21 protein-coding genes are annotated in these 22,000 nt (G+C 68.2%); 10 read left to right on the top strand and 11 right to left on the bottom strand.

Annotated elements, in window-relative coordinates; genetic code table 11:
• Positions 1 to 10: 10 nt before the first annotated feature.
• The 3 genes from H6717_26130 (at position 11) to H6717_26120 (ending at position 2,992) form a co-directional block, all read left to right on the top strand.
• Positions 11 to 364 carry a response regulator gene (locus H6717_26130; GenBank protein MCB9580536.1) on the top strand — a complete coding sequence of 118 codons (354 nt, stop codon included), beginning with the start codon at positions 11 to 13 and terminating at the stop codon, positions 362 to 364.
• Positions 361 to 2,058: an apolipoprotein N-acyltransferase gene (gene lnt, locus H6717_26125; protein MCB9580535.1), complete on the top strand. Its 1,698-nt coding sequence runs from the start codon at positions 361 to 363 to the stop codon at positions 2,056 to 2,058. The genes H6717_26130 and lnt overlap by 4 nt, the downstream gene beginning before the upstream one ends.
• 325 nt (positions 2,059 to 2,383) lie before the next feature.
• Complete coding sequence (locus H6717_26120; protein MCB9580534.1) at positions 2,384 to 2,992, top strand: hypothetical protein; 609 nt, start codon at positions 2,384 to 2,386, stop codon at positions 2,990 to 2,992.
• Between the two features lie 77 nt (positions 2,993 to 3,069).
• Here H6717_26120 and H6717_26115 read toward each other — a convergent pair whose 3' ends face one another.
• The 5 genes from H6717_26115 to H6717_26095 all read right to left on the bottom strand — a co-directional run bounded on the left by H6717_26115 (position 3,070) and on the right by H6717_26095 (position 9,627).
• Complete coding sequence (locus tag H6717_26115; protein ID MCB9580533.1) at positions 3,070 to 3,720, bottom strand: DUF72 domain-containing protein; 651 nt, start codon at positions 3,718 to 3,720, stop codon at positions 3,070 to 3,072.
• A gap of 52 nt (positions 3,721 to 3,772) precedes the next feature.
• Entirely contained in the window at positions 3,773 to 4,315 is a 543-nt protein-coding gene (locus H6717_26110) for a hypothetical protein (protein MCB9580532.1), read from the bottom strand.
• Between the two features lie 64 nt (positions 4,316 to 4,379).
• Positions 4,380 to 7,025 carry a leucine--tRNA ligase gene (locus tag H6717_26105; protein ID MCB9580531.1) on the bottom strand — a complete coding sequence of 882 codons (2,646 nt, stop codon included), beginning with the start codon at positions 7,023 to 7,025 and terminating at the stop codon, positions 4,380 to 4,382.
• 20 nt (positions 7,026 to 7,045) lie between these two features.
• The gene (locus tag H6717_26100; protein MCB9580530.1) at positions 7,046 to 8,428 is read right to left on the bottom strand and encodes a prolyl oligopeptidase family serine peptidase; all 1,383 of its coding nucleotides are present in this window, start codon (positions 8,426 to 8,428) and stop codon (positions 7,046 to 7,048) included.
• 14 nt (positions 8,429 to 8,442) lie between these two features.
• Positions 8,443 to 9,627, bottom strand: a complete 1,185-nt coding sequence (locus H6717_26095) for a ribonuclease H-like domain-containing protein (GenBank protein MCB9580529.1) — start codon at positions 9,625 to 9,627, stop codon at positions 8,443 to 8,445.
• 152 nt (positions 9,628 to 9,779) lie between these two features.
• Between H6717_26095 and H6717_26090 the strand changes: the two genes are divergently transcribed.
• A complete protein-coding gene (locus H6717_26090; GenBank protein ID MCB9580528.1) occupies positions 9,780 to 10,406 on the top strand; it encodes a dephospho-CoA kinase in 627 nt (208 codons plus the stop codon).
• A 3-nt stretch (positions 10,407 to 10,409) separates the two neighbouring features.
• Here H6717_26090 and H6717_26085 read toward each other — a convergent pair whose 3' ends face one another.
• Together H6717_26085 and folD are read right to left on the bottom strand one after the other, a co-directional pair.
• Positions 10,410 to 10,724: a hypothetical protein gene (locus tag H6717_26085; GenBank protein MCB9580527.1), complete on the bottom strand. Its 315-nt coding sequence runs from the start codon at positions 10,722 to 10,724 to the stop codon at positions 10,410 to 10,412.
• 29 nt (positions 10,725 to 10,753) lie between these two features.
• A complete protein-coding gene (folD, locus tag H6717_26080) occupies positions 10,754 to 11,611 on the bottom strand; it encodes a bifunctional methylenetetrahydrofolate dehydrogenase/methenyltetrahydrofolate cyclohydrolase FolD (protein ID MCB9580526.1) in 858 nt (285 codons plus the stop codon).
• A 245-nt stretch (positions 11,612 to 11,856) separates the two neighbouring features.
• Here folD and H6717_26075 point away from each other — a divergent pair, with 245 nt between their 5' ends.
• Positions 11,857 to 12,960: a proprotein convertase P-domain-containing protein gene (locus tag H6717_26075; GenBank protein ID MCB9580525.1), complete on the top strand. Its 1,104-nt coding sequence runs from the start codon at positions 11,857 to 11,859 to the stop codon at positions 12,958 to 12,960.
• Position 12,961: 1 nt separating this feature from the next.
• On the opposite strand, the gene H6717_26070 is transcribed toward H6717_26075, so the two are convergent.
• The 3 genes from H6717_26070 to lspA all read right to left on the bottom strand — a co-directional run bounded on the left by H6717_26070 (position 12,962) and on the right by lspA (position 15,581).
• Positions 12,962 to 13,786: a hypothetical protein gene (locus tag H6717_26070; protein MCB9580524.1), complete on the bottom strand. Its 825-nt coding sequence runs from the start codon at positions 13,784 to 13,786 to the stop codon at positions 12,962 to 12,964.
• 71 nt (positions 13,787 to 13,857) lie between these two features.
• A complete protein-coding gene (locus tag H6717_26065) occupies positions 13,858 to 14,775 on the bottom strand; it encodes a prolipoprotein diacylglyceryl transferase (GenBank protein MCB9580523.1) in 918 nt (305 codons plus the stop codon).
• A 5-nt stretch (positions 14,776 to 14,780) separates the two neighbouring features.
• Positions 14,781 to 15,581, bottom strand: a complete 801-nt coding sequence (gene lspA / locus H6717_26060) for a signal peptidase II (protein ID MCB9580522.1) — start codon at positions 15,579 to 15,581, stop codon at positions 14,781 to 14,783.
• Positions 15,582 to 15,987: 406 nt separating this feature from the next.
• Here lspA and H6717_26055 point away from each other — a divergent pair, with 406 nt between their 5' ends.
• Both H6717_26055 and H6717_26050 read left to right on the top strand, forming a co-directional pair.
• Positions 15,988 to 18,414 (top strand): DEAD/DEAH box helicase, encoded by a 2,427-nt coding sequence (locus tag H6717_26055; GenBank protein ID MCB9580521.1) that lies wholly within the window; start codon positions 15,988 to 15,990, stop codon positions 18,412 to 18,414.
• 45 nt (positions 18,415 to 18,459) lie between these two features.
• The gene (locus tag H6717_26050) at positions 18,460 to 19,206 is read left to right on the top strand and encodes an FHA domain-containing protein (GenBank protein MCB9580520.1); all 747 of its coding nucleotides are present in this window, start codon (positions 18,460 to 18,462) and stop codon (positions 19,204 to 19,206) included.
• Here the strand turns inward: H6717_26050 and H6717_26045 are convergent, their stop codons facing one another.
• A complete protein-coding gene (locus H6717_26045; GenBank protein ID MCB9580519.1) occupies positions 19,207 to 19,599 on the bottom strand; it encodes a DUF4377 domain-containing protein in 393 nt (130 codons plus the stop codon).
• Between the two features lie 234 nt (positions 19,600 to 19,833).
• Between H6717_26045 and H6717_26040 the strand changes: the two genes are divergently transcribed.
• From H6717_26040 to H6717_26030, 3 genes are read left to right on the top strand one after another with little or no spacing between them, the layout of a single operon-like run.
• Positions 19,834 to 20,289, top strand: coding sequence for an IS5 family transposase (locus tag H6717_26040; GenBank protein MCB9580518.1), 456 nt, complete (start codon positions 19,834 to 19,836; stop codon positions 20,287 to 20,289).
• Positions 20,250 to 20,606: a transposase gene (locus H6717_26035; protein MCB9580517.1), complete on the top strand. Its 357-nt coding sequence runs from the start codon at positions 20,250 to 20,252 to the stop codon at positions 20,604 to 20,606. Before H6717_26040 ends, H6717_26035 begins: the two co-directional genes overlap by 40 nt.
• Positions 20,603 to 21,997: a transposase gene (locus H6717_26030; protein ID MCB9580516.1), complete on the top strand. Its 1,395-nt coding sequence runs from the start codon at positions 20,603 to 20,605 to the stop codon at positions 21,995 to 21,997. The genes H6717_26035 and H6717_26030 overlap by 4 nt, the downstream gene beginning before the upstream one ends.
• Positions 21,998 to 22,000 lie beyond the last annotated feature (3 nt).

The raw sequence follows: 22,000 nt of genomic DNA, 5'->3' as shown, positions 1-22,000 counted from the left end.
GAAGAAGCGGGTGCTCGTCGCCGACGACGACCCGGCCATTCGCTCGCTCGTGGCCCGCGCCCTGTCCCAAGACTACGAGATCCTGTTGGCCGAAGACGGACCCAGCGCGCTGGCGCGGCTTTCGCAAGATCCACGGCCGGATCTGGCGCTGCTGGACGTGATGATGCCCGGCTTCGATGGCTTCGGCGTGGTGGAGCGCCTACGGCTGGTCCCGGGTCGTAAGGTGCCGGTGATCTTCCTCACGGCCCGCGACGCGCCCCAGGACATCATCCACGGCATCCAGCTGGGTGCCCGCCACTACATCGCGAAGCCCTTCGCCCTCAAGGACCTGCTCGCCAAGGTGCAGAAGGTACTGGGAACGTGAGCAAGAAAAAGCCAAAGCCCATCGAGAGCCTGGGTCCGAAACCCCTGTTTGGCGGCCGCGCCGCCTACGGCCTCGCGTTCCTCAGCGGCTTCCTCTACTTCGTCGCCTTCCCCGGCATCGACGTGTGGCCGCTGAGCTTCGTGGCGTTGGTGCCCCTCATCGTCGCCCTGCGCGGTCAGACGCCTCGGCGTGGTGCCGGCCTCGGCTGGATGGCGGGCTTCACCATGACGATGTTCGGCTTCTACTGGCTGCTCGGCATGCTGAAGACCTTCAGCGGCTTCCCCACGGCGCTGTGCCTGTTGTTCATGGCGATCTTGTGCGGCTACCAAGCGGGCCGCATCGCCCTGCTCGGCTGGCTCACGAACCGCGCGGAGCAGCGCGGCTGGCCCGGAGGCGTGGCCTTCACCCTGGGTTTCGCTGCCAGCGAGCTGGTGTTTCCGCTGCTCTTTCCTTGGACCTACGCCGCCACGGTGCACCAGATCCCAGTGCTGCTTCAGCTCGCCGAGGTGGGCGGGCCGATCGCTGTTTCGTTGGTGCTGGTGGCTCCGAACCTGGCCCTCGCAGAGCTCGTGATCGCGCGCCTCGAGAAGCGTGCCCCGCGCTGGCGCGTGGCCGGTGCGCTCTTGGCAATCCCCGTGCTGGCGCTGATCTACGGGGCCATTCGCATTCCGATGGTGGACGCCGCGGTGGCAGCGGCGCCCAAGGCGCGAGTGGGCATCGTGCAGGCGAACATGAGCCTGATGGCGAAGCGCAAGAACCGCGACGAGGGGCTGCGCCGCCACGTGACCCTGACGCGGGAGCTCGAGAAGGACGGCCCGCTCGATCTGGTCGTGTGGAGCGAGACCAGCGTGATGGCGCCCCAGGACGAAGACCTCGCGCCCATCGCCTATCGCGTGCAGTTCGCCCGTGCCTTGGGCGTACCGGCCATCTTCGGCGCAGTGCTCGTGCGCCGGGTAAACGACGCCCGCCGCTACGTGCTGTTCAACTCCGCCTTGATCACGGACGCCACGGGCACCGTGAAGGGCCGCTACGACAAGCAGTTCCTGTTGGCCTTCGGCGAGTACCTGCCGTTCGGCGAGACGTTCCCCGAGCTCTACGAGATCAGCCAGAATTCCGGGCGATTTTCCCCGGGCACCACGCTGAAGCCGCTGCCCCTGAACGGCCACGAGATCGCGACCTTCATTTGCTACGAGGACATCGACGCGGGCTTCGTGAACTCCATCGTGCGCTCCGGGGATCCGGACCTCTTGGTCAACATCACCAACGACGCCTGGTTCGGCGACACCACGGAGCCCTGGATCCACCTCGCGCTGGCGGAGCTCCGGGCCATCGAGCAGCGCCGCTACCTGGTGCGCTCCACCAACAGCGGCATCAGCGCCTTCGTCGATCCCGTCGGTCGCGTCGTCGCCCACACCAATCCGTTCAAGATGGAAGCGTTGGCCCACGAGATCGCCTGGGTCCACGCCAGCACCCCCTTCGAATGGTGGGGCAACGTCCCTTGGTGGCTGGTGTCCATCGCGAGCTTCGCCCTGGCGTTCAGGAAGCGCGCCCCCATGCCCGAGGCTCCCGCGCCGACGCCCGCCAAGGCCAAGGAGCCGGAGCCGGACGACGCCCCCGCCTCCGAGGCGGCCGCTGACTCTGACGACGAGTCCGAGGCAGACGCGGAGTCGGACGGGCCCCCCAAGTCCTCCTGAGGGCTCCAGCGCCGCGCAAGAGGGGGTTTACCCCCAGGGAGGGGACCAAGATGGTTCCGCGGCGAGCCAACCCCTACCTCCACCTACCTGAGCCCCATCTTGCGTGGGGGGTTGTCCCCGAATAACGTGAGGGGCAGCCTCGTCCAAAAGGCTGGCGGTGCCTCGCGCGGCCGTCCTCGGCATCGAGAATCGGGAATTTGGCGAATCAAAGTGCGTATGCACAAGGTGCACGGGAAGTTGCGCCCGCGAGGCACCAGAGTAATAACCGGATGTGGAGCGCTATCGCTCGATGCTTGAATTCAGGGGCAAAAAGGGAGACCGAATCATGAAGAATGCTTGGTGGAAACTGCTGGCTCTAGGACTCTGTAGCTCGGTGGTGATGGCGGGCTGCGTGATTGGCAGCGGCGGCGACGAGAACACCGGCGGCAGCGGCGGCACGGGCAACAGCAGCGGTAGCGGTGGCAGCACCGGTGGCACGGCTGGCACCGGCGGGACCGCGGGCGCGGGCGCGACGGGCGGTATGGCCGGCGCAGCGGGCAGCGGTGGCACCACGACCACCCCCTACACCTGCGACAACGACAAGAGCGGTCCCAGCACCCCCGCGGCAACGTGCGACGACCTGGACACCACCGATGCGTGTCAGGCCTGCGTGCACACCAACTGCTGCGACCAGTGGAAGAGCTGCCTGGGCGACAACCCGGCGGACGCCTGCTGGGCGGGCGGCCCCAAGGCCACCGACGGCAGCTACCCCGGCGAGGTCATCTGCCTGCAGCAGTGCGTGCTGGACGCGGGCATCGCCGATGACCCCACCATCGCGACCTGTGCGGGTAACTGCACCAGCGACGGCTGCGGCACCATCAGCGACGCGACCAACGACATGGTCACCTGCATGAAGACCAGCTGCTTCACCGAGTGCCTCCAGCCGACGAACTGATCGCCGGCTCCGAGGTGTGAAAGAGCGCCCAGCGGGATGTGCCCGCTGGGCGTTTTTTTTCGGCGTTTTCGACGCTGCTACAGCTTGAGCAGCTTCTTCAGCCGCTTGGCGTCGGCGAACATGTCCACGTTGGTGAACACGTAGGTCGCCACCTGGTCGCCACCCCCCGCGGCGATCTCCGCGAGGCGCTCGATGGCCGGATCCTCATAGCGGGACTTGTGCCCCGCGGGCCCCGGCAAGCGGTAGTAGGCGACGTCCCGCTTGGACAGCCCGTGGGCCAGCGGGTCGCGAGCGGAAATGGTCCCGGTCTCCTCCGCCAGCGCGTCCGCGTCATCTGGATCCCAGGCGGGGCCCGGCTCGAAGACGATGCGCTGGAAGCGCTCGGTGACGTGGGTGAGGAAGTCCTTGAGCGCGGCTCGGTTGGCGCGGGACGAGGGGAAGTCCGGCGGGGCCACGAACACCGCCGTGGTGGCGTCCAGCTCCTTGCCTACCTTGCTGAGCGTATCGAGGGCGGTCTCCACCACCTTGCCTTCGCGAAAGCCCTCCTGCCCCACCTGACGCGGACCGAGCAGCGCGAACTCGAAACCCTGGGGCGCTTCCCGCCGCCAGCGACGCACCGTACCTGGCCCCGGGACCGCGATGTGGGTCTCCTGGACCTCGACGAAGAGGTACTCTTTGAAGTACCGCGTCGCGGGGACGGCAAACCCCGCACATCCTACTGTCACCATGGGCGGGGCGAAACGTAACACAGCGCGGCGCGGGGTCCACCGAGGATCGACGCTACAGCGCCTCCTGAGACGGCTCCGGCTGGCCCAGCACCCGCCGAGCCAGGGCACGGCCCAGCGCGCGGCCCGCAGCCCGCAAGGCCTCGCGCCGGGCCCGGGCGTCCTGAGACGCTCCGCTCGGGCTGGCGTAGCGGGCGACCCTGCGCATATCTCCAGTGTCCAGCGCTGGGTCCGCCCCAGCCTGCTCCTCCACCCAACCCCGCGCCACCACGCCCACCGAGCCGGCTCGGTTCAACGGGATCTCGTCGCCCGGCTCGCCCGGTGCGGGTACCACCTGGATGCCCGTCCCCTCGTCATCCACTCGGGTGATCTCCAACACCAGTCGGGGGTAGCCCGAGCCGCCGCGCAGCGAGCCTGAGCGGGCGAGCTCGGCGCGGGCGCCCGCGAGCGCGGCTTGTACCGCCTCGGCGTTGGGGACTCGACTGGGAGCGAGCACCACAGCCAAACGCTCGGCGGGCTCGCTGCCCGAGTAGACCGGCTGATAGCCGCAGCTGCTCGAGCCGACCAGGATCAGGGCGAGCCCCAAAACATGTTTCACATGAAACATCAAGTTTGTGACCTAAGTGCCCAAAGATACGGAAGTTCAGTACCTGCGTTCCCGTTCAGCCCACGATCAGATTCAGGATGCGTCCGGGGACATAGACGACCTTGCGGATGGCCTTGCCCTCGATGAACTTGGTGACGTTGGGGTCCGCCAGGGCGGCGGTTCGGGCGTCGTCCGCGCTGGCATCCTTCGCCAACGTCACGCGACCCCTCACTTTTCCGTTCACCTGCACCGGGAGCTCGAGGACGTCGTCTTCGCACAGCTTGGGGTCATAGCTGGGCCATGGCACGTCCAAGGTGCTGGGGTCGTGCCCCAGCTGTCGCCACAGCTCCTCCGCCAGATGGGGCGCAAAGGGAGATAGACATAGGACGAGTTTTTCGACCGCATTCCGGGGAGTTGCCTTGTGTCCATTCAGGTGATTGGCCAAGATCATCATCGCGCTGATGGCAGTGTTGAAGCGCAGCGCCTCGATGTCCTCTCCCACCTTCTTGACGGTGCGGTGGACCAGCTTGTCGGTGTCCGGGTCCGACTCCGGCGCGAGCCCGCGCTGGCACAGACCGTGGACCCGATCGAGGAAGCGCCGCACGCCGGATAGGCCGCTCATCTGCCAAGGCTTCACCTGCTCCAGGGGGCCCATGAACATCTCGTACACGCGCAGGCTGTCCGCTCCGTAGTCGCGCACCACGTCGTCGGGGTTCACCACGTTGCCCCGGCTCTTGCTCATCTTCTCGGCGACCGGGAGGAGCTTCACACGGTGCTCGGGGTGAACCGGCTTGCCCTCATCCAAGGCGATGTCGCCCTCGGCCAGCCAACGCTCCTCGACTCGCTCGCCGCTGGGCAGCACGAAGCCCCCCTCCTCGTGGGGCTGCACCTCGGGGTCGTCACCCGGCAGCGCGCGCAGGAGCTTCCCCTCCCCGTCCACCACTGCGTACCAGCGGAAGGCCATGCCCAGCACCAGGCCCTGGTGCACGAGCTTCTGGAACGGCTCCGGGTGCTTCACCACGCCCGCGTCGAACAGCACCTTGTGCCAGAATCGCGCGTACAGCAGGTGCAAGACGGCGTGCTCCGAGCCGCCCACGTAGAGATCCACCGGCATCCACGCGTCGTACGCCTCTTTACTGAATATTTCCGAAGCGTTGTGTGGATCCAGATAGCGCAGATAGTACCAGCACGAGCCCGCCCACTGGGGCATGGTGTTGGTCTCTCGAGCGAACCACTTCCCGTCCTTTTGGAAGAAGCGCCAGTCGACCGCTCGCACCAGTGGGCCCTGAGGATCCCCGGGGCGGTAGTCCTCGAGCTCCGGCAACTTCAGGGGTAGCTCGCTGCGGTCCACCGCGATGGGCGTGGAGTAGTCGATCTCGAACGCGGCACCCTTCCGTGGATCGCCGTCGGTCTTCACGGGGAAGTAGATTGGGATCGGCTCGCCCCAATAGCGCTGGCGGGAGAACACCCAATCGCGGAGCTTGTAGTTCACCTTGCGCCGCCCGATCCCCTGCTCCTCGAGGAACTCGATGATCTTGCGCTTCATGTCCGGGGTGGGCAGTCGATCGAACTGCCCCGAGCGAACGGCGATGCCGTCCTCCACGTAGGCCGCCGTGAGCGTCTGGTGGAGCGTGCCGTCTGGACTCACGACCTCCACGATGTCGAGCTCGAAGCGCTGGGCGAACTCGAAGTCGCGCTCGTCGTGCGCGGGGACGGCCATGATGGCGCCGGTTCCATAGGCGCCCAAGACGTAGTCCGCGGTGTACACCGGGATGCGCGTCCCGTTCAGCGGATTCGTCGCGTAAGCACCGGTAAATACGCCGGTTTTGTCCTTGTTCAGGGCGGTGCGCTCCATGTCGCTCTTGCGCGCCGCCGCCTTGGCGTACACCTCCACTTCGGCGCGGCGATCCGCCGTGGTGATCGTGAGGGTGAGCGGATGGTCCGGCGCGATCACCATGTACGTGGCGCCGAACAAGGTGTCCGGCCGGGTGGTGTACACGGTGAGCTTGTCGTCGTGGTCCACCAGCGGGAAGTCGACCTCGGCGCCCTCGCTCTTGCCGATCCAGTCGCGCTGCTTCTGCTTCGTCTCGGGCCAATCAAGCGGCTCGAGCTCTTCTGCCAAGCGATCGGCGTAGGCGGTGATGCGCAGCTGCCACTGCCGCAGCGGCTCGCGCACCACGGGGTGGTTGCCGCGCTCGCTCTTGCCGTCCACCACTTCTTCGTTGGCCAACACGGTGCCCAGGGCCGGGCACCAATTGACTGGAATCTCAGCCTGAAACGCGAGGCCGCGGTCGAACAGCTCGAGGAAGATCCACTGGGTCCACTTGAAGTAGCCGGGGTCGGTGGTGTTCACCTCCCGGGACCAATCGTAGAAGAAACCGAGGCTCTTCAGCTGCCGCCGGAAGGTCTCGATGTTCTCGTTGGTGGTCACCGCCGGGTGGGTGCCGGTGTTGATGGCGTGCTGCTCCGCCGGCAGCCCAAAGGCGTCCCAGCCCATGGGGTGCAGCACGTCGAAGCCCTTCATCCGCTTGTAGCGGGCCACGATGTCCGTCGCCGTGTAGCCCTCGGGATGTCCCACGTGGAGGCCGCTCCCGGACGGATACGGGAACATGTCGAGCACATAGTACTTGGGTCGCTCGGGGCGACGTGTGACCTCGAAGGTCTTGTGCTCGTCCCAGTACTCCTGCCAGCGCTGCTCGACGGACAAATGGTCGTAGGCCATGGCCCGTCGATGTAGCACGGCTACTTGAACGCGGCGCAGCTGGAAAACAGGGCGGCGGCCGGCGCGTTGGTGTTGATGGCTTGGCACAGCCGGGTGCACACGCCGCTCGACGTCTGGTCCTTGCAGCAGCTGTTGCTGGCGTCGATCAGGGGCTGGGCCCCGGAAATACCCGCACCGCACTGGGCGCTGCCGAAGGCCGTTTCGAAGCAGCCGAGCACCGTGCTGTCCGCGCTGCTCTGGGCGTCCGCCTCGCATTGGGTCACGCAGCCGCCGCACTGGGTGTGGTCGCTGCCGGCGAAGCCCAGCGCGTCGAGCTGCGGGCCGAGCACGGGCTCGATGGTGGCGTTTTCCACCGCGCAGTCGCCCAAGAACTGACAGTAGCTCTGACACGCCGCAGTGGTGCTCGCGGAGGGACACGTGACGGTGGTGCCGGTGGGCTTGGGAGCCGCGTCGAAGCCGCAGCTGAAGCCGCTGCCCTCCGTGCTGGCCGCCTGCCACGGGCTCGTGGTGGCGAGGCCCTTCGGATGGCCGAGCAAGAAGTCGATGAACCACGCGTTGGCGGGCAGCCAGGCGTGGCCGAGGCTCGCCCCCTTGCACCACGCCTGCTCCACCTTGGGCTCGTTCTCGTAGCTCTCGCTGGCGATGGCGGCCTGCTCCACGAAGTTGAACTCCGGCACGCTCACGCCGCCCCCGGCGCTGCCGCTGTAGATGTCGTTGTCGCCGCCCCAGGTCACCACCACGGCCATGTCCGACAGCTCCGCCGCCGGGCTCGGGCCGGTGAGATCGAACACGCTGGAAGCCGGGATCCCCCCGGCCAAGAGCTCGGAACGGCGGCGAAGCACGGCGTTGGTGAAGATGCCGCCAGCGGAGTGGCCCGCAACATAGATGCGCTTTTCGTCCACCTCGAAGTGCACCGAGATGCAGTCGAGCAACTTATCGAAGTAGTCGAGATCCGCGTTCGGGTCGTTCTCGTGGCCGGGCTCGCGCAAGCCGTCCCACACCGGCCACAAGGTGCCGTTGCCCGCGCTGTCGGGCGCGACCACGATGAAGCCGGCGTCCACGAAATCCTGAGCGTGCACGCGATTGAAGATCGTCAGGCCGCTCTCGCCGGTTCCGTTGAACAGCACCAGCGTGGGCCGCGGGCCCGCCTGGCTGGGCAGGCCGAGATAGAAGCTCCGCATCTGCCCCGCGGCTTCGAACCCGGAGCTCTGGCCCGCCGCCGGCGGCGCCTCGAAGCCCGTGGGACAGGCGGAAACGTCCGCCACGCGCCGCAGCGCCGGCACCGCGTCGTAGTACGGATCCCCGCTACTGCCCGCGCTGCCACCGGATCCCGCCGCAGGCGAGGAATCGTCGCTGCCACACCCCACGACCGAAAGCGCAATGAAGAACAGAGCGGTTCGCATGCGCGAACCGTAGCTCACTTCCCCTTGGCGATCTTCCGCGTCAGCCGTGCCCGCCGTCGCTCCAGCGCCTCGGGCGCCTCGCCGGTCCCCTGCTCCACGAGGGCAAGGGCGCGCACTGGCTCCTTCACGTGGTGCTCGTACAGCTTGGCCAGCTCGAGGCGCACTGCGGGCTCGTCCACGTCCGCCGCCAGGGCCTCGAAATCCGCGAGGGCCCGCGCGCGGTCGCCCCGCGCCTTGGCGATCTCGCCACGGACGCGCAGGGCGTCCGGACCCACGCCGCTTCCCACGGCGGCCTCCGCCGCGTCCCGCGCCCGGTCCAGATCCCGGGCCCGGCGAAAGGTCCGCGCGAGGTCCACCAGATCCTCCCGGTGCAGCGTGGTCATCGGCTCACCGTACAGGCCCACCAACGCCGCCATCGTCACGACGTCCCAAGCGTTGTGCTCCACCACCGCCGCGAGCGCCGATTCGTCCCCGCTCCGCAGATAGTGACCGTAGCGCGCCGCGACCTCGCCGCCATCGATGTCCGGACCTCGGACGAAGCCGAGCACTTCGCTTTCCAGCGTGGTGAGCTTGCACGCGGACAGCCGTCGCCGGTGCAGGCGCCGGGCCACGTGCAGCAGATCCAGGTGCGGCCGCGACGGCAAGGGCGAGAGCTTGTTCATCACCCGGCGCGTGGCCAAGAGCGGCAGGTCGAAGCTCTTGCCATTGTAGGTGACCACCGCGCTCGCCGCCGAGAGCCGCTCCTCCACCCGCGCCAGCAGCGCGCGCTCCTCTCCCGGCCGGCGCAGCAAGAGCTGCTCGAGCACCGGGCGATCGTCCGCGTCGAACCACAAGAGGCCGACCAAGAACGCCAGCACCCCCGCGCCGCCCCCGAGGCCAGTGGTCTCGGTGTCCAGGTACAGCGCGCGCTTGGGGTCGACGCCCGCGAGACCAGGGTCGAGGGCCAACAGCGCCAAGAGCTCGTCGGACGCCGCCGTCGCTGCGTCCACCGGCATGCGCCCCACGTGGCGGGACGGAGCGAGCCGCTCGATGCGCTCGTACAGTGCGCCGTGCTCCGTCTCGACCCGCGCGAAGGGCAAGCTCGAGAGCGCCGGATCCGCCGGCGGCCGCGGCGGCGCCACGGGGCGTCCGAGGATGGCGGCCATCTTGTCCCGCAGCTCATCGAGGGTCGCTTCCCGGGCCTCCGGGGGTCGCGGCACGGGACTCCCCAGCCGTCCAAGCTTGTCCCGTAGATCCACGGAACGGTTGTACAGCCTCCGCTGACGACGAGCAATGCAGCCCCAGGGTGTTGGCGCGGCGCGAGCCCCGTCGTGGCCGCGCCGGACCAACAAAACCCGGTAGGCTGCCGGCGATGACTCATGTGTTCGGCCTCACCGGCGGCATTGGCAGCGGAAAGAGCACCGTCGCGACGCACCTGCGGGCGCGGGGCGTACCGGTGATCGACGCCGACGTGCTGGCTCGGGAGGTGGTGGCGAAGGGCAGCGAGGGCCTCGCGGAGATCGTGGCGACCTTCGGCGCCGAGGTGCTCGCGGAGGACGGCGAGCTCGACCGACCGAAGCTCGCGGCGCGCGTGTTCGGCGACGAGGACGCACGCCGGAAGCTCAACGCGATCACCCATCCCCGCGTGCGGGATCTGGCCCTGGCGCGGGTGGCGGAGCACGGCGCCGCGGGGGAGCCCCTGGTCTGCTACGAGGTGCCGCTCTTGGTAGAGACGGGGCTCGCCGACGCGCTGCGACCGCTGGTCGTGGTGAGTGTCTCGGAGGCGACGCAGATCGCGCGCACCATGGCGCGGGACGGCATGACGGAGGCCGAAGCCAGGGCACGCATCGCAGCGCAGATGCCCCTCGCCGAGAAGGTGAAGCTCGCCGACTACGTGATCGACAACAGCGGCGCGCGGGAGGAGACCCTGCGGCAGATGGATGCAGCGCTCAGCGCCATCTGCAAGAAGCTCGGCGTGGACGTGTCGCGCTATCGCTGAGCGTCACGCGCCCAGCACAAAGCCCGCGACGGCGAGGAGCCCACCCAGTCCCGACACCGCGATCAGCCCCAGGGCCACCAGGAAGGACTTGCGGCTCAGGGCGCCGAGCCCGCCGACGAAGCCGACCAGCCCCGCCAAGCCGGTGAGTGCGGTGGGGGCGGCCATCATCTCCCAACCGGCGCTGTGTCCGCGGAAGCCGGCGATGAGAAACGTGATCATGCCGAGCCCCAGCGCCACCACCGCGGCGAGGATGCTGAGGACGGGGGGCTTGGCCTTGGCAGGGGCGTAGGGCTGAGGCGGATAGTGTTGGGCCTGCATGCGCCCTTCTACGCCGCTCGCGGCCAGATCTACCGCTTGGCTTCTCGCATTCGGGCGGCGTGCAGCGTGCTCTCGAGCAGCATGGCGATGGTCATCGGACCCACGCCACCGGGAACCGGCGTGATGGCAGCGGCAACGGGCTCCACCGAGGCGAAGTCCACGTCGCCGCAGAGCTTGCCGTTTTCGTCGCGATTCATGCCCACGTCGATGACATAGGCGCCGGGCTTCACCCACTGCCGGGTCACCATCTTGGCGCGCCCCACGGCGGAGACGATCACGTCCGCCTCCCGACACACGCCAGCGAGATCCTTGGTGCGCGAGTGCGCGATGGTCACCGTGGCGTGCTCCGCCAGGAGCAGCGCCGCCATCGGCTTGCCCACGATGTTGCTGCGACCGATGACGAGGGCGCGCGCGCCTCGCAAGTCCGCACCCGCTTCCCGCAGCAGGCGAATACAGCCGCGGGGCGTGCAGGGCACGAGCCCCGGGGTGCCCGCCCACAGCGCGCCCACGCTCACCGGATGAAAGCCGTCGACGTCCTTGGCGGGATCGATGGCTTCGATCACCGCGTGCGGCCGCACGGCGTCGGGCACCGGCAGCTGCACCAGGATGCCGTCCACGTTCGGATCGTCGTTGAGGCGCTTCACCAAGGAGAGCAGATCGCCTTCGCCGATCGTCGCCGGCAAGCGATGCACGACGCCCTCGATGCCCACTTCCTTGGAGGCGCGCTCCTTGTTGCGCACGTACACCGCCGACGCCGAGTCGTCCCCCGCCAGCACCACGTGGAGCCCCGGCGCGCGCCCATGGGCCGCACGGAACGCCTCCACCCCGTCGGCCACCTCGCGCCGCACCTGAGCCGCAATCGCCTTGCCATCGATGAGCTTCGCCACGACGCGCGCTTACCAGCTCCCCGGCGGGCGATCCAGGCAACGCCCCATCCCCTGGATTTGCCGCTGGATGTTGCTGCGGCGCGAGCCCCGTCGGGCCGCGCCCGGACGCTGCCGCCAAGTTACATCATTCGCACCATTAATTGCACAAATGCAACATTCAAGTCCCTGAGCGACACGCGAGGCCCGTCGAGCCCCCAGCTTTTCACGACTTCCGTCATGGACCGATGCTTGCGTAGGGCCGGCGCATGGCGACCTCCAAGCTGTTCGGCCTCCTCGCACTGTCCGCCGCCCTGTCCGTGGGCTGCGCCGTCCAAACGGATCCGGGCAGCGAGCCCGGCGCGGGCACGGTCGCCAGCGGCAGCCAGGCGATCGTCGAGGGCAGCGCCGACGCCCTGGGCGTCGTTGCCCTCTTGAACGACGCGGCCACGGATCTGTACGTCCTCGACGAGCTCGTCCCGCTCGACAAGCGCGCGGCGGAGAACCTCATTGCCCACAGGAACGGCGCGGACGGCCTCTTCGGCACCGCCGACGACGACCTGTTCGACGACGTCGCCGAGGTGGACGGCGTGCCCTGGGTCGGCCCCGCGGCGATGGCGAGCTTGCTCGCCTACGCCCAGAGCGGCGGCTACGTCCCGAGCGGCTCCGAGCTGCTCGGCACCTGGGACAACGTGGCCTTCAGCGTCGACGAAGCGAACGCCACTCTCGCCTTCGTCAATGGCGCCAGCCACGAGACGCTGGACATCGACGTGGGGCTCGACAAGCGCGCCGCCGATTCCATCGTCGCCGCCGGAAACATCGAGAGCATCTTGCAGCTCTCAGAGCTCTACTACGTGGGTCACTCGGCGCTCTTGGCGCTGCGCGAGTATCCGAAGACCCTGGGCGGCACCACGCCCAACGGCATGGAGTGCGATGCCCACTCGGAGTGCCAGAGCGGGCTCTGCGCCGGCCTCACCCTGCCCTATCTGAGCCACGGCTTCTGCATGGAGTCCTGGGCGGCGAACACCTTCGAGAGCACCACGCCGCTTTCCATCAGCGACGACGGTGCGGCCGTCGAGAGTACGCTGCCGGTGAGCGGCCTCGCCACGGTGCCGATGGACGTGGTCGTGGATCTCGACATCGACCATCCCCGCAAGCAGGACCTCGTCGTGGTGCTGCACCAGCCCGGCGGCGCGGAAGCCACCCTCTGGAATCACCAGGCGAATCCGCCCAGCCATATCGTGGCCCCCAGCGGCATCGAGGGCGACAACATGGTGAACGGCGACTGGGTGCTCGAAATCCGGGATACCGTCAGCGGCGAGAGCGGCACCCTGAAGAGCTGGAAGATGTGGCTCAGCTCGAACTGGGACTGAGCTACTGCGCGATGGCGATGTCCGCGAGAGTGATGGCGTCACTCTGCATGGCGATGTCCAGCGAGCCGCTCACCGTGCCCGTATCGAAGCTCACCTTCTGCTTGGTGCGGTTCGACTGCGCCGGCGCGTTCACCAGCACGGCGTAGCCCAAGCTCCCGGTGCCGGTCTGCACGTCACTCCAGCTGCCGCCGGTGTCGTAGCTCACGGTCTCGCCGACGTGGGACACCGTCACGCCTTCGATGGGCTCGCCGGTGGTGGCGTCGACGAAGCGCAGCACCACGTGGGCGCGGCCCACCTCTCGCGCCACGGGGAAGCTCAAGAGCCCGTAAATCAAATCGATGGTGGACGCCGGGATCAGGTACAGCGTCACGTCGGCGTCGGCTTCGCTGCTCAGCGGCTGCAGCGTGGGCAGGTACTCGCCCACCACCGCGGGCGTCACCGTGACCCACAGCTCCGGGGTCGGCATCACGCCGGTGAGGGTGAAGCTCCCGCCTTGATACGTGGCCGTCGCGGTGCCGCCGTCCGCGGCGTCGGCGGACACGGTGGCGACGTCGCCGTAGTTGACGCCGGACTGGAAGTCCTCGGAGGTGAGCGCCGCGACGTTTCCCGTCAGGGTCGTCCCCTCGCCCGCCACGCCGCCGTCGGACGACGTGCTGCCGCCGGTCCCGCCGTCCTTGGTGCCGCCGCCGCCGAGCGGCGGCAGGTCGTGGCAGTTCGGGTTCTCCGGCGGACAGGTGGTGTCCAGGGCGGGCGGGTGCTCGTCGGCCTTCTGGCACGCGACGAGCAGCGAGGCCGCGACGAGGACGGACGGGATCAGGCGCCGCATTCCCACGATCCTACGACTCCCCGCGCCGTCGGGCCAACGAAGCCCGAGGTTCCGCGGCGGACCGACAATGATCAGGCGACCTTGGCCAGGCGCACGCGGTGCACGGCGACCACGATGGCGACCAGGATCACGCCGATGAGCTGCGACGTGGACAGGCCCAGGAGCCCGCCCCGGTCGTCGTTGCGCCAGAACTCGAGGACGAAGCGCACGGCGGCGTAGAGCGCCACGAAGGCGAGGAATATCTGGCCGTCGTAGCGCTTCCGGGAGTGCAGGAACAGGATCAGGAAGGCGGCGATGGCGAAGGAGCCGGCGGACTCGTAGATCTGCGTGGGGTGCACCGGCAAGGAGGGATCGAACGGCGAGTCGAGGAGCCCGACCTTGAACTGCGTCTCGCTCGCGGGGCTGTGGGACGGGAACGACAGCGCCCAGGGCATCTTGGACGGCAGACCAAAGCAGCAGCCGGCGAGCAGGCAGCCCATGCGCCCGAAGCCGAGGCCGATGGGAATGACGAGGCCGGCCATGTCCGCCGCCTTCCAGAACGGAAAGCGGTCGCGCTTGAGCAGCCACCACCCGGCGAAGCTCGCGCCGATGAAGCCGCCGTAATACGTGAGGCCGCCGGCCCAGAACTTCGCCCACGCCCAGCAGTCCACCTCCGTGGGGTGGCACACGCCCTTGGCGGCGTCCCACACGCCGTTGTAGCGGTCCGTGATGCACTCGGCTTGGGTGATCTTCCAGTCCACCTTGGCGGGATCGGTGCACAGGTGCACGTAGTCCCAGAAGTAGCCGTCGGCGATCACGTGCAGCAGGCGAGCGCCGACCACGCCGGCGAGCAACATGGCGAGACCGAGATCCACCACCACGTCGGGGTCCTGCCCCACCCGCTTGGCCCAGATGGCGCCGGCGGCAGTGGCGAAGATGAACCCCGTCAGCAGCAGGACGAAGTAGCTGGGAAACGGTATCGAGAAGAAGCTGAACAGCCGGCCCTGCATCGGCCTCAGCTCACTGGAGCGGACGAGCTCTCGGGCGACGGCGGCACGCTCTCCACCTTGGGCTCCGGTTCCTTCACCACCGGCGGCGGCTTCGCCGGCTTGCGGCGCGAGGTCATCATGTCCACCGCCATCAGCGCGACGCCGATGCAGATGAACACGTCCGCCACGTTGAACGTGGGCCAGTGGTCGGTGATGGTCCAGCCCTTGGCCCAACGCGCGATGAAGTGATTCATCGACTCCACCCAGTTGGCGCGATAGTCGATGAAGTCGATCACGCTGGAACGCGTGATGCGATCCGACAGGTTACCGAGCGCGCCGCCGAGCACCAACGGCAGCCCCCACTTGAGCGAGCGCTGTCCGGGGGAAAGCCGACTGTAGAGCGACACGATGAAGGCGATGGCGAGGGCGCTGACCGCCAGGAAGAACGGCTTGCGCACCGACTCGCTGGCGTCGTGCAAAAGCCCCCAGGCGCCGCCCTTGTTGTAGGCGAGGGTGAAGGTGAGATGATCCTTCACCAACACGATGGACGGATCCACGAGGGTGCGCTTGGACAGCACGATCTCCGCCCACGCCTTGGTGCCGATGTCGAGCACCAGGCTCACTGAAGCCGCGATGCCGAAGAACAGGTAGCTCGGCCGGCGGCGCAGCTCGTCCAGCGTGAGCTCGGGCTCCGCTTTGACGGGTTCCACCGCTAGCGGAGCCGCGGCCTCGGGGGCGGCCACCACGGGATCCGCGGGCTCGGGCTGCGGGGCTTCGGGCTCGACGGCCTCTTCTGCGGGGCGCGCCTCGTCGATCGGGTCGCTCATCGGGGGCGCTTTCCTACGACAGGTCGCGGCCGAGGGCCAGTCGCTCGCGTGCCAGGTCCCGGAATCTCATGCCTTTCGAGCAGCTTCCCGCTCCCGATGCTCGAATGCGCCAGCGAACTGCTCCAACTCCGGTTCGGTCATCCCCACCGCTCTCCAAAGTGCCAACGGATTCACGCAGCGTGCCCACGGGCAACGCCCGATCACCAACGCAGACCCCAACCCGCCGTTTCATAGCGGCGTCGGTTCCTTCTTCGGTCTCACTCGCTGGGGCAAACCGTTCCTCGTCGAGCATGAGTCCCCGCTCGTCTTGCCCAGCATCGGCGAGCTCGCCGAGCGGCTGCCCAAACCCAACCACGATTCTTTGATTCGAGTTGCCGCCAGCTGCGCATCTGTTTAGCCTTTCGCCATGCCGGAGGCTCCCTGGTCGCATCCCGTGGGCATCGACGCCGTGGTGTCAGAGTGGCTGTCGAGCGGCAGCGTGCGCGAGTGCTTCACGGCGGATCACACGTCCCCGGCCCAAGGCGCCACCAGCGCCCCCCTGCCCCAAGACCTCGCGCCATCGCTGCGGCGGGCCCTCGCTCAGCGCGGCATCACCGAGCTGTACTCGCACCAGGCCCAAGCCATCGCCGAAGCGCGAGCCGGGCGCCACGTCGTGCTCGCCACGCCCACGGCCAGCGGCAAGAGCCTGTGCTTCCACCTACCGGTGCTGCAGGCGCTGTCGGAGGACCCGACCGCCAGCGCGCTGTTCCTGTATCCCACCAAGGCGCTGTCGCGCGATCAGGAGCACAGCCTGCGCGAGCTCATCACCGAGGCGGAGCTGGGCGTCGCCGCCACCGTGTACGACGGCGACACGCCGGGGGACGCGCGCCGCGTGGCTCGCGAGCGCTGTCGCATCGTGCTGACCAACCCGGACATGCTCCACGCGGGCATCTTGCCGAATCACGCCAAGTGGGTCGCCACCTTCCAGAACCTGAAGTACGTGGTGCTGGACGAGCTTCACACCTACCGCGGCGTGTTCGGCTCCCACATGGCCCACGTCATCGCGCGCCTCAAGCGTATTGCGCGATTCCACGGCTCGGATCCGGTGTTCATCGCGGCCACGGCGACCATCGGCAATCCCCGCGAGCACGCCGCGCGGCTGTTCGGCGTGGACACCGTGGCGCTGGTCGACCAGAGCGGCGCGCCGCGCTCCAGCCGGCGCTTGTTCGTGTACAACCCACCCGTCGTGAACGCCGAGCTCGGCATTCGCGCCAGCGCCCTCAAGCAAAGCGTGAACCTGGCGGCCACCCTGGTGCGTGCGCGGGTGCCCACCATCGTGTTCGGCCCCAGCCGCAACAGCGTGGAGGTCATGCTCAAGTACCTGCGCGCCAAGTGTGGGGACGTCGCCGGCGCCGACGCCATCATGGCCTACCGCGGCGGCTACTTGCCGGAGACCCGGCGCGCCATCGAGCGGGGCCTGCGCGAAGGCGAGATCTTGTGCGTGGTGGCCACCAACGCTCTCGAGCTCGGTATCGACATCGGTGATCTCGACGCCGTCGTGTGCGCCGGCTACCCGGGCAGCGTCGCCGCGACCTGGCAGCGCTTCGGCCGGGCCGGCCGCCGCGGGGACGGCAGCATCGCGGTGATGGTGTGCGGCAGCTCCGCGCTGGATCAGTACCTGGCGCGGGACCCGAGCTACTTGCTGGGCGCCCCCGCGGAAGAAGCGCGCATCGATCCGGCCAACGTGGAGGTCCTGGTCCAGCACCTGAAGTGCGCGGCCTTCGAAGCGCCCTTCGAGCTCAGCGCCGCGGGCCCGCGCCCCGCGCACCCAGAAGCCGCCCAGGGCGAGGCTTACTTGTCCCTCGACGCCCGCTCCACCCGGAACGCCCTCGACTATTTGGCGAGCCACGGCCTGGTGCACGAGAGCGGCGGCGTCTACCACTGGGCCGGCGAGGCGTTCCCCGCCAATCACGTGTCGCTGCGCAACATCGGCTGGGACAACTTCGTGATCATCGACGTCGCGACGGACAAGAGCATCGCCGAGCTCGATTGGCGCGCGGCGCACACCATGCTGCACGAGCAAGCCATCTACCAGCACGACGCCGAGCAGTTCCAGGTGGAACGGCTGGACTACGAGAACCACAAAGCCTTCGTGCGCAAGGTGGCGCCGGACTACTTCACCACTGCCCTCACCTATCGCACCGTGCAGGTGATCGAAGAGCACGACCTGCGCGCCTTCGGCAACACGCGCATCGGCCTGGGCGACGTGAAAGTGGAGGAGAAGGTCACCGGGTACAAGAAGATCAAATTCTTCACCCACGAGAACGCCGGCTACGGCGACGTGCACTTGCCCGAGATCCAGATGCACACCGTCAGCTTCTGGCTCACCCTGCCGGAAGCCGTGATCGACGCCCTGGGCAAGCCGCGAGCAGCGGTGGTGGATGGCCTTCGCGGTCTGGGCCGCGCCCTGGAAACCGTGAGCACGCTCTCCCTGATGTGCGATCCGCGAGACATCGGTCAGACCCTGGGAGACGGCGGGACCGAGGGCGTGGCTCCAGGACGAGATCCCTTCGGGGGCCGGATCGGCGGCTTCGACCCCACGGTGTTCCTGTTCGACGCGCAGCCCGGCGGCGTGGGCCTCGCGCCGCGCATCTTCGAGCGAGCCGGCGAGCTCTGCGACCGCGCCCGAGCCCTGATCGAGGGCTGCCGCTGCGAAGGCGGTTGCCCAGCCTGCGTGGGGCCGACGGAAGACGGCGGCTCTCGCAAACGCATGGCGCTGGACATCCTGGTGGCTCTCGACCTCCGGGACCGGAGCCCGGCCCCGCCGCGTGCGCTTCAAGGCAGTGGAGCGTGAGGGCCGACACGATGTAGGCTCTCCGGCACAGCCCCGAGGGATGCCATGAACGATCGCCGCCAGCCGCGGCAGTTCTACTGCGACGACAACGTTTGGTACGAGCTCGAGCGTGCGGCCTATAGCCGCCGTGTCGCGGTCGACGACCTCATCAACGACGCGCTCCGCGCCTACGTCTCGCAGTCACTCACGCCAGCGCCACCGCAAGGCGGTTATCCGCCTCCTGGCCCCCACCCGCCTCCCGGTCAACACGCTCCGCCGGGACCGCACCCGCCGCCCGGGGGTCGTGCGGGTCCGCATCCGCCGCCGGGCCAGCACGTGCCGCCGCCGCCGCCACCGCCGCCGCAGTACAGCCGCCCCGCGCCGCCACCGCCGCCGCAGCCGCGCCAGAGCTACGCGCCGCCACCACCGCCACCGCCACCGCCGCCGCCGGCAACGCGTCCGCCGCCCGGTCCACCGCAGCGCGCCTACACGCCGCCACCGCCGCAAGCTCCGCCGCAGGACGCGCCCACCTACGCCCTGTACCTGCACTACAACGGACAGCGTTTCACCGTCGCACAGGCGAAGTTCGTCATCGGCCGCAGCAAGAAGATGGCCGATCTGCCCATCGACGACACCAACGTGTCACGCCAACACGCCAACGTGGAGTGGCACGGCGGCCACTACTACGTGGTGGATCTCGGCTCCACCAACGGCATCGAGTTCCAGGGCCAACGCGTGCAGCGCAAGGCCGTGGCCGAGGGCGACATCTATCGCATCGCCGGCCACGACATCTACTGCTCGTTCCGCGGGTAGCTACTTCTTTTCCTGCGAGACGATCTTCACGAGCTCGTAGCGCACGGACGATCCATCCGCCGGGGGATGGGCGTCGCTCGAGACCCGCACGCGGAGCTCGTAGGCGAAGCCCTCCTGGTAGTCGAAGCCCTTGATGCGCGAGTACAGCAGCGTCCACTCGCCGTCGGCGCTGTCCCGCACCTGCAAGCACTTGCGCGGTCCCTCGCCTTCGCAGTCCGCCTGCGTCTCCTTCACGAACAGCGTCTTCTCCATCGCGCTCGGAGCCGGACCGGCTTCCGCCTCCGCCGGGGTGGAGGCCGTGGGTGGGGGCGGCGTCGGGTCGCTGCTCGCGGGCGGGTCGGGCACCGTGGCCTCCGGGGGCTTCGGGTCACAGGCCAGGGCAGCGAGCCCCATGAGAGCCATCAGCATACTGCGCATCGCAGGCAATCTACCGCACTTCAATGGTCTGTCCCTGTTCTCCGTCTGACGTAGGACCCCGGATTTTCTTTTGTTGGTCCGGCGCGGCCACACCGCGGTCCGGAAGATCCGCTAGAGTCTGTTGACAGTTTCTGGATGGGATTGGTGCTGAAATCCTGCCTCGATGAGAATTGAGCTTGACATGCGTTCAGTTATTGATAGGCTGCGCGAATGGGGGTTCGAGTCGCGCTTTCCGACGCCGAGTGGGCACGCATCGCGCCGTTGGTTTCCGCTCTCACGTCACGTTGTCCAAAGGGCGACGATAATCGTCGCTTCATCGAAGCAACGCTGTGGATCCTACGGACGGGCGCACCGTGGCGAGACTTGCCGGCGGAGTATGGGAAGTGGGGCAGTGTGTATCGGCGCTTTCGGCGCTGGGCGCTGGCGGGTCGCTGGCACCAGCTTCACGAAGTGCTGCAAGTGCGGCCTTCCGATGACCTGTTGATGGACAGCACCATCGTGAAAGCGCATCCACATGCGGCGGGCGCGCTGAAAAAGGGGGCGGGCAATCATCAGAAGGTCTCGGCCGCTCTCGCGGTGGCTTTTCCACAAAGGTTCATGCGCTCGTTTCGGCCGAGGGCGCGCTGGTGCGCTTCATCGTCACGGGAGGCGAGGCGGCTGACGTGACGCAGGTGAATGCACTCGTCGTGGAGCGGGGTACGGGACAGGCTGTCATCGCTGACCGGGCCTACGACAGCAATGCCGCACTGGCGCATATCCAGGCGTCAGGGTTCGAGGCGGTCATCCCCTCGCGCAGGAATCGCAAGGTCCAGCGCGAGCTCGACCGCGACAAGTACCGGCTCCGCAACACGGTGGAGCGCTGGTTCGGGCGAGTGAAGGCGTTTCGCCGCGTGGCCACGCGCTACGAGAAAACCACGCGGAGCTACGCCAGATTCGTGATTCTTGCGGCTGCTCGCGTTGCTCTCACGGTGTGGCCCGGGTGACTCGGCACACCACCTTCAGCTTCACGCTCCAGCCGACGCGCGAGCAGGAAGAGCTGCTCCGGCGTCACGTGGGAGCGGCGCGCTTCGGCTTCAATCAGTGCCTGCGCTTCGTCATCAACGCGCTCGAGGCCGAGGAGAAGCCGCCGTGGTCGGGCTTCGATCTCATCAACGACTTCAATGAATGGAAGCGGTCGGAGCGAGCCGGGGTGGACGAGGACGGGCGCGTGGGGCTCTCCTGGCGTACCGACGTCGTCCAGCAGGTGTTCGAAGAGGCAGCGGTCGACTTGGGGCGGGCGCTGCAAGCCTTCTCGGCGGGTCGCAAGGGAGAGCGCTCGGGTAAGCCTCCCGGCTTTCCCCAGTTCAAGAAGAGGTCGGAAGCGCGGCAGTCGTTCCGCATCCGCAACAAGAAGAACGAAGTCCGCGTTGGCGAGGGCGACCCGCGTTCCGTGCGCCTGCCGAAGCTCGGCAGCATTGCCGTCCGGGAATGCACGCGCCGGCTGCGCCGCATGTTGAAGAGCGGCCGAGCCAAGGTGCTGTTCGCCACGGTCAGCACCCGCGAGGGCGGCCGCTGGCGCGTGACCTTGAACGTCGAGGCCGCCGAGCTGCATCCCGCGCGGCGCCACGGCAGCGCAGAGGCTCCGCCGGTCGGCATCGACCGCGGGCTCAAGACCTTTGCGGTGCTCGCCAGCGAAAGCGGTAGGCAGGTCGAGCACATCGAGAGCCCGCGCCCGCTCCGCGCCGCGCTACCGAAGCTGCGGCGCAAGAGCCGCAGCCTGTCCCGGAAGCAGCCGGGCTCTCGCAATCGGCACAAGGCCCGCGCCCAGCTCGCGCGCGTGCACCAACGCATTCGCAACATCCGACACGATTTCACCCATCGCCAATCGAGCCGACTGGCCCAGACCCACGGTCACTTGGTCATCGAGAAGCTGAGTATCTCGGGGCTCATCAAAACCCGACTCGCCCGTGCCATCGCGGACAGCGCCTGGGCGCTGTTCGGAGCGCAGCTCGCCTACAAGGCGAAGTGGTACGGCGCAACGCTCACCGTGGCTGACCGCTTCTACCCCAGCACGCGCCGATGCAGCGCGTGCGGGACCATCGGCGAGCGGCTCGACCTCGGAGAGCGCATCTTTCACTGCAGTAGTTGCGGTCACGAGGCCGACCGCGATGAGAACGCTGCCGTGTGCTTGGCTCAGTACCCTCGCGTACTCGGCCAAGGAGACTGGCCTCCCGTCGCCGCGAAGCACGCGGAGACGCAAAACGCCTGTGGAGAGGGAAGCTCTGGCGAACCACCGCTCTTGGTGGTCCGTGAAACTACCCTCGTCGAAGCAGGAAGGGCCTATGCCCAACGCCCGAGAAGGGCGGTGTTGGCCAAAACTGTCAACACGCTTTAGTCT

Source organism: Polyangiaceae bacterium, assembly GCA_020633235.1.
Taxonomy (GTDB): Bacteria; Myxococcota_A; Polyangia; order Polyangiales; family Polyangiaceae; genus JACKEA01.
Note: the sequence above shows the minus strand (reverse complement) of the source record. Positions and strands in the feature narration are given on the sequence as shown.